The sequence below is a fragment of the Coleofasciculus sp. G2-EDA-02 genome (genome assembly GCF_040226375.1).
GTDB lineage: Bacteria > Cyanobacteriota > Cyanobacteriia > Cyanobacteriales > Coleofasciculaceae > Coleofasciculus.
This window is the reverse complement of record NZ_JAVKEW010000008.1, coordinates 1-6,701: the sequence shown is the minus strand read 5'-3', so window position 1 is coordinate 6,701 and position 6,701 is coordinate 1. Positions and strand designations below refer to the sequence as shown.

Below are 6,701 nucleotides of genomic sequence, written 5' to 3'. Positions count from 1 at the left end.
CCATCCCCCCGAGCCCCCATCCCCCCGAGCCCCCCCTTGAACGGGGGGTATAAAGGGGGGTATAACGGGGGGTATAAAGGGGGGTATAAAGGGGGGTATAAAGGGGGGTATAAAGGGGGGTTAGAGAGCAGACTTTTCACGGTATTTGGGGCAATGTGTGTAGGGGCGGGTTTCACTACTATCTTTTCGGTTGTATCCAGATGTGACTCGCGCCCGCCCCGATGTAGGTTTCTAGGTTTCCCGTGAAAAGTCAGGCTCTAAACAGGGAACTGGGGTTAGGTTTGATATCAAGCGTAACCGCTTATTTCAGTACCAAAGGTGGGTATTTCTTAATTTCGCCCATCAGATACTTCGCCAAAAGTCGCGCCTGAATCTCAAACGCTTCCTGATAAGTGCATTTACGTTTCAGCACCGGATGTTTAAACTCAGATTGCTTCTTCTGTTCATACAATTTGAGGAAGACTTTTCGCCCAGCCGGAGAAAGTAGCACCGCATTACTGAGTGTCTCTGTCGTAAAATCATCGGGAGTCAGTTTGCCCAAATTAATCGCACTCAAAACTACAGCATCCACCACTAAGGGTCTAAATTCTTCCATCAAATCCAGTGCTAAACTAGGACGACCATAATATTGACAATGAAGATAACCCAAATAAGGATCAAAGCCAACAATATTAACCGCACTTTGGACATCGTGACGCAATAGGGAGTAACCAAAACTCAGTAGGGCGTTAACGGGATCAGTAGGAGGGCGGCGACGTCTGGCTTCAAAGCGAAAACTCGTCGTGCGTATAAGCTGGTTAAATACCCCAAAATAAGCAGCACTACCAGCCCCTTCTAAGCCTCGCAGAGAGTTAATATTATGGGTTTGGTTAATCGGCGCGATCGCATGATCCAAACGACCTATTGCCTCACTCAACTCAACTGCTCCATGTTTGCGCTGATTGCGATAGAGCATCATCCGATAATTTTTGAGCTTACCTCGGACAAAACCTTTAACCACATGAATCGCTTTTTCTGACTCTCCCATGGCTTGCCACTGCGCTTTACGGACAAAAATATTTTTCGTCAATTCCGGTTCAAACTTGCCTAAGTATTTCCCCGTTGCTGTAAGAAACGTCAGCGGAATTTTGCGTTCTAAAAGTTCTGTCAGCGCCGCCGGAGAAATCGTTGCCCGTCCCAGAACCACCAGACCCTCGACCTTAATCAACGGTACATCCAAAAGCTTTTGTTGATTCGCTTTCACCTGCAAGCGTTCATCAATTTTGCCGATAAAGGCATCCTCAGATGTAATATAAACGGTTCCCATAAGGTTCTCCTGTTTTAATTCATTTCCTGATAACGTTCCACTTTACTAGCCGCTTGGGGTAAACATTGGGAATAAAGACTGCATCCTGAGCAACGTTTAGTATAAATAGCCGCAGGCATTGTACCCGTAGCCAGCAACTTTTTTACCGCGTCCAATGTTGTCAGCGTCTCTTGTCGCAACTCCGTTGAAATGTCTACAAATTGGCGTTGGTGGGGAGTCGCGTAGTAAATATAGCCCGTTGTAATCCTTTTTCCAGTCATCTCCTCAAGGCATAACGCTTGAGCGCAAACTTGTAATTCATCATTATTCCATTCACCCGGACGTCCCCGCTTATATTCCACCGGATATAATTGACCCGATTCTGATTCAATCAAGTCCGATTTCCCAATTAGCTGATGACGTTCCGATTTAAGCCAAATGGCTCGAATTTGCTCTCGTTCCTCTCGCTGTCCCTCTCCAGAAGTATGGACGCGAGTATGTAATGTTGTCCCTTCAATTGTGTATTGATTATCGCTGAACTCCCCCGCACAAAACATCCGCCAGCAGCGATGGGGGCAGTAAGCATAGTGGTTGAGTGCTGTGATGGGAATATACTCTATTTCGTTCATCATTTGTCATGCGTAATTTGTCATTTGTCATTTGTCATTTGTCATGCGTAATTTGTCATTTGTCATTTGTCATTCGTCATTCGTCATTCGTCATTTAGACAGGGCGGGTTTAGTGACATTAGGGTGAACAAAAAACGATAGTAATGAAACCCGCCCCTACAGTTCACAAATTGACAATGGATAATGAACAATGGATAATGATCTCTCCTTAAAAGAAGAGGATTGAATTTAAGGAAAATATTTCTTAATTTCTTCGTAAACGAAGAGGTATTAGACCCAATTAATCAATTATCAATTATCAATTATTAATTATCCATTGATAAAACTATTTTCTCTTGACACTCCCCCATCTCCCTACCCCCACCACAACATTTATTCAGCAGCCCCTAATTCGTCTCACCATCCCCATCCCCATGGGAGTTTTGCGTCCAACGCCACTATAAAGGGCAAAATTAGCTAACGCATTGATTTGCTTAATACTCAAAGGGTCAACCTTTCCCAGAAGGCGAAAATTCATCGCCCCGATACAGCCAATAAACGTACTGCGAGAGTCAGTAACAATTTCAGTCCGAATGTCGAAGAAACTAGGAAAGATGGGTTCGAGAATACTTTTGGGAAGTTCAAGCCCACTGTACCGATTCCAGCGCTTAATCAAGCTATTAAAAACCAACTCTCGCGTCGGTAAAGCACAGTCATAGTTACTTTGGCGGAAAGCAGTAGGGGTACAGAAGGAAAAATGGATTTGGCGATCGCTATCTGAGGATTCCTCGTACAATTGTGTATAACTCATCGCATTCGCCCAAGGTTGAGTCGATTGGGGAGTACCGAGAATGCTGGTAATCTGCAAGTCAGCTGGACCCAAATGCCAGGGATGATGGGGGTTAAGGTTGAGCCAAAGGTGAGTCAGTTTACTGAATAAAGTGTCATCCAGCAGGGAAATGCGCCACCAGCAGGGAGTACCCGCCGCAATAGGTTGGATATGTTCCCATTGCAACGTATCACCCTGACCCATAATCGATTGTAAGGGGCTAAGGGTAAAGGGTTTATCCGCTTTAGCGTCATGGAGGTACTCACCCAGTTGGGAATCGACAGAACTCACCAGGGTGAGAAACAGCGCGTGTAAATGTCTCCCGGTTAGGTATTGCGGGGGAATCGGTGACTGAGGCAGAATGTTCAGAATGAGACTATGAGGCATTAGATTAGGGATTGAATGAATGATAGTTTTATGTAATCAAAGATTGAACCTTTGGTATAGTGAACGAGATCCAGAAGGACTTGTGAAATCAAAACTTCTCGTCTAGAGGTTTCACTAGCAAGGCTAACATAAGGCAATACTTCTTCAATACGCGATCGCAGTTCTTCTAAGCGATCTAAAGTACCAGGATACTGAGGTAAATTCAGTCGAATTCGTTCAAGTGTGTAGCCAAATTCAGTCACGAAATCCTCTGGCTCAATCTGGAGTTCAAAGATTTTACTAAACGTATAGGATTGATTGGGGTTTAAAAGGGGCATATTGCTAACCCTCCATATAGGTTCTATATTAACACTAAGTAGCAGCTTTTAAATGACCCAAAAATCCTCTTCATCAGGACATTTTAGGGCAACTCCAGCAGCCGCGATCGCCAAAATTCCAGATAAGCTAGGAAAGAATGTGTATTGCTTCGGTGCGGGAGACTCGTAGGACGAGACAAAAATGGGGTAACACTCTAATCCCTGCTTTCTCAAACGCGCGATCGCCCAGCGATTCTTCGCCGTTTCAGCAACAATTACGCCGGGAATAAGCTGTTTCTCAATAACTGATGGTGTAGGACGTACAACATCGCCATGCATTCGCTTAATACTGCAATTTTCAAACGCATAAAGCTTGCACAAGAGCGTATTTTTGAATTCTTCCAAATCATCAACTAGCAGCGAAAAAGCGAGATTATACGGTGGTTCAGCTCGTGATGTAACTTCAATGCGCTCACCATCAGTCTCAAATTCATAGAAGCGCAGTAAATGAATGGGGTCAAGGTTGGTTTCTCCCACTTCATCCAAAAGCAGATTATGTGGATCATAAATTTTTAGACTATTAAACAAGCTGTCTCGAAATCGAAATAAAGGAGCATAGCTTTCCTTAATAATTACGGCGTATTCTTGTATGTCTTGTGCCAGCTCTTTGTCTTTCTGAATCATCTGCTCAATATCTTTAATAGAAGTGCGTCCAGATTTAATCTCATCAAAATCTTCTGGACAGTAAGCTCTCAGATAACTCATGACAAAGCTTTGACCGCCTTTGACATATTTCCAATTCTTTTGAATCTCTTTAACCGTTTTTCGGGCAATATCCTCTGCACCTTTTAATACTTTAATTCGCCTTCTGTAATAGTCCCATCCTCGTTTTCCATTCAGTATATTCTGAAGCGTTTGATAAACTTTAATCACCAAATATTCATTAGGTAAACCTTCTAGAAAAGTCTCAAACTCAAGTAAAGGTTTTGCTATCTCTAGAAAGGCTTCAGAACACCAGTAAATCTCTAAAAACGAACGATTCATACAGTCCAAACTCTCTAGCATTTGCTTGAGGGCTTCTCGTCCACCAAAACCGTCTAAATTCTCGATTCCCTGTTCCCAAGCTTGCTCAGGTAAATACGCGATCGCCTGTGAGGGAACATCCGTTTTTGGCTTACCCAACACCCGCCCAACTCGCCCAAGACGCTGCCAAAAAGCAAAGCGATCGCGAGATGAAAAAATCAGCCAATCTAGGTTCTGTCGCTCTGGCTCAACTTCACGCTCAAAGTTAAACCCAACATCAACTGTACTGGTTGCTAAAATCACCTGTTTTTGTGCTGATTTTTGTCGCTGATTGAGAGGCGTACTACCTGTGATTCTTCCGCAACTATTTTCTAACCCTCTTGCTCTCAATTCATCAGACAAACGATTGAGTATATCTTTAGCGTCGAGAATCACTGCACCATTTTGATCAGGATAGTTTTTGAGCCTGTGAACAACTTCATTCGCTATATCGGCAATTAGTGCATCTCTATCTAATTGCTTACGAATTTCTAAACGAACAGCCGTTTGGGAAGAGATAAGATGGTCTGTTTTTGATTCTCCATCAATGTGAGCAATCTTAACACCAGAGTATTCAAGGGTTCTTAGAGCAGCTTCACAAGCGGGTTCCGGTGTTGCTGTCAACAGAACAACTTTGCGATTGTACTGAAAGTAACCAAACTCTTGAGAAAGCGCCAAATAAAAGAACAAGCTAACAAGCTGCTTGGCATCGTACAGGTGAAATTCATCAAAGATAACCGTGGCAAAACTGTTGTAGAATTCACTCGCAATATTGCTGCGATCTAACCTGTTGTAATCAAAAAACGTGGCATAATAAAAAATATCGGGGTTAGTCACCAGCAGAATGGGTTGACCACCGCCACATTCTGGAAAAATCGTTGCAGGTTCTCGCAATACATTGTACAGCTTTTCTCCTGACCGCTTGCCAACTCGATCCCCTCGCCAACGCTTAATATGTTTTGCCGATGCCGCTTTGACAATATGGGGTAAACCAGCATCCCGCACAAATTTATCAGCCGCTTCCGTTTGCTGTGCAATCAGTGCGTTAGTGGGTGCAATGTAGACAGCATTGGATTGGGAATTATGACGCAGCACACTCAACCCAGCCTTCGTTTTTCCAGTTCCTGTTGGTGCGAGATCAAGGATAATATCATTCGTTTCTGCTGCTTTATAAACATCAACTTGGTGTTGAAGTGTTTTCTGCATAAATGCTTGCGCCAAGTCTGAGGGTAAGTCAGGGTTGGCACAAGCAGCAATGCTGCGGGGTTCGAGGTTGATGGTTAGATTACTCATTAATACATCCACCACAGAATCTTAAATTTGCAGGTAGGGTAAAATCGCCAACTTTCCAGGCGGCTCCATTAAACCGCAGGTTTTTCAACAATGAAACCGGAGGAATCGAGATTAAATCAAAGCTAAATAGTTCCAGATTATTCGGCAGATCAGCCGCACTAAGATAGACATTGCAGTAATGTTCACCCGCAGAAAGTAACGTTACCGTCAGTGATCCCATAACATCAACACGTACTTTGCTAGTAAATTTGCCCACGCGGATGTATTCAGGTAGTTCTTGATTGCCAAATACCAATGTCTGAAAGCGGCTACCTCGCTCAATCACTCGCAATCTGCCAGTTTGGGGAAAGTTGCTAGGGCGAAAGGTACTTGGCTTTTTCCCGGTTCGCTTCAGGGGCAAATCTTCCCGCGCCGTTGCTACACGGTTATTCGTCATAGCATACCAGTAGGAATCAGACAGAGCATTGAAACGCTCAAACCGGAATGATAGTTCCCCATCGACTGGGTAAGCCGGAAGAATGTAGCACTGTTTAGCTAATGGGGTAAGATCCTCTAAATATCTTGGTCGTCCCGTATCTTTCCCCATCAGGCGGTAGGGCGATCGCGCCCATCCCAGTGCATAAGCGAGAGCATAATTACCGATCGCGCCTTCGGTGTAGTAGGTGTCTGATAATTCCCGCGAGGCAAAAAAGACAGGTTCAGCACACCATAACTCGATTAGACGAGCGGTTGGAAACGGTAGGTTAATATCAGAGGACATGAACGAAAGTTCTAACTGTTGCATCGCTTACTCTTCCTGTTTATCAATGGATAATTAATAATTGATAATTGATAATTGATTAATTGGGTCTAAGACCTCTTCGTTTACGAAGAAATTAAAAAAGATTTTCCTTAATTTCAATCCTATTCTTTTAAGGAGAGGTCATTATCCATTGTTCATT

Annotated in this window: 6 protein-coding genes; all 6 read right to left on the bottom strand. The window is 43.7% G+C overall.

Annotation, left to right across the window (positions count from 1 at the left end; translation table 11 throughout):
• Positions 1–301: 301 nt before the first annotated feature.
• Positions 302–1,306 carry a type I-D CRISPR-associated endonuclease Cas1d gene (gene cas1d, locus RLO19_RS00660; RefSeq protein WP_446352917.1) on the bottom strand — a complete coding sequence of 335 codons (1,005 nt, stop codon included), beginning with the start codon at positions 1,304–1,306 and terminating at the stop codon, positions 302–304.
• A 14-nt stretch (positions 1,307–1,320) separates the two neighbouring features.
• Positions 1,321–1,914: a CRISPR-associated protein Cas4 gene (gene cas4, locus RLO19_RS00655; protein ID WP_446352919.1), complete on the bottom strand. Its 594-nt coding sequence runs from the start codon at positions 1,912–1,914 to the stop codon at positions 1,321–1,323.
• Between the two features lie 376 nt (positions 1,915–2,290).
• Positions 2,291–3,109, bottom strand: a complete 819-nt coding sequence (gene cas6, locus RLO19_RS00650) for a CRISPR-associated endoribonuclease Cas6 (protein ID WP_446352915.1) — start codon at positions 3,107–3,109, stop codon at positions 2,291–2,293.
• Positions 3,109–3,426, bottom strand: coding sequence for a hypothetical protein (locus RLO19_RS00645; protein ID WP_446352913.1), 318 nt, complete (start codon positions 3,424–3,426; stop codon positions 3,109–3,111). The genes cas6 and RLO19_RS00645 overlap by 1 nt, the downstream gene beginning before the upstream one ends.
• 48 nt (positions 3,427–3,474) lie before the next feature.
• Positions 3,475–5,760: a type I-D CRISPR-associated helicase Cas3' gene (cas3, locus tag RLO19_RS00640; RefSeq protein ID WP_446352911.1), complete on the bottom strand. Its 2,286-nt coding sequence runs from the start codon at positions 5,758–5,760 to the stop codon at positions 3,475–3,477.
• A complete protein-coding gene (gene cas5d, locus RLO19_RS00635; protein WP_446352909.1) occupies positions 5,753–6,544 on the bottom strand; it encodes a type I-D CRISPR-associated protein Cas5/Csc1 in 792 nt (263 codons plus the stop codon). Before cas5d ends, cas3 begins: the two co-directional genes overlap by 8 nt.
• Positions 6,545–6,701 lie beyond the last annotated feature (157 nt).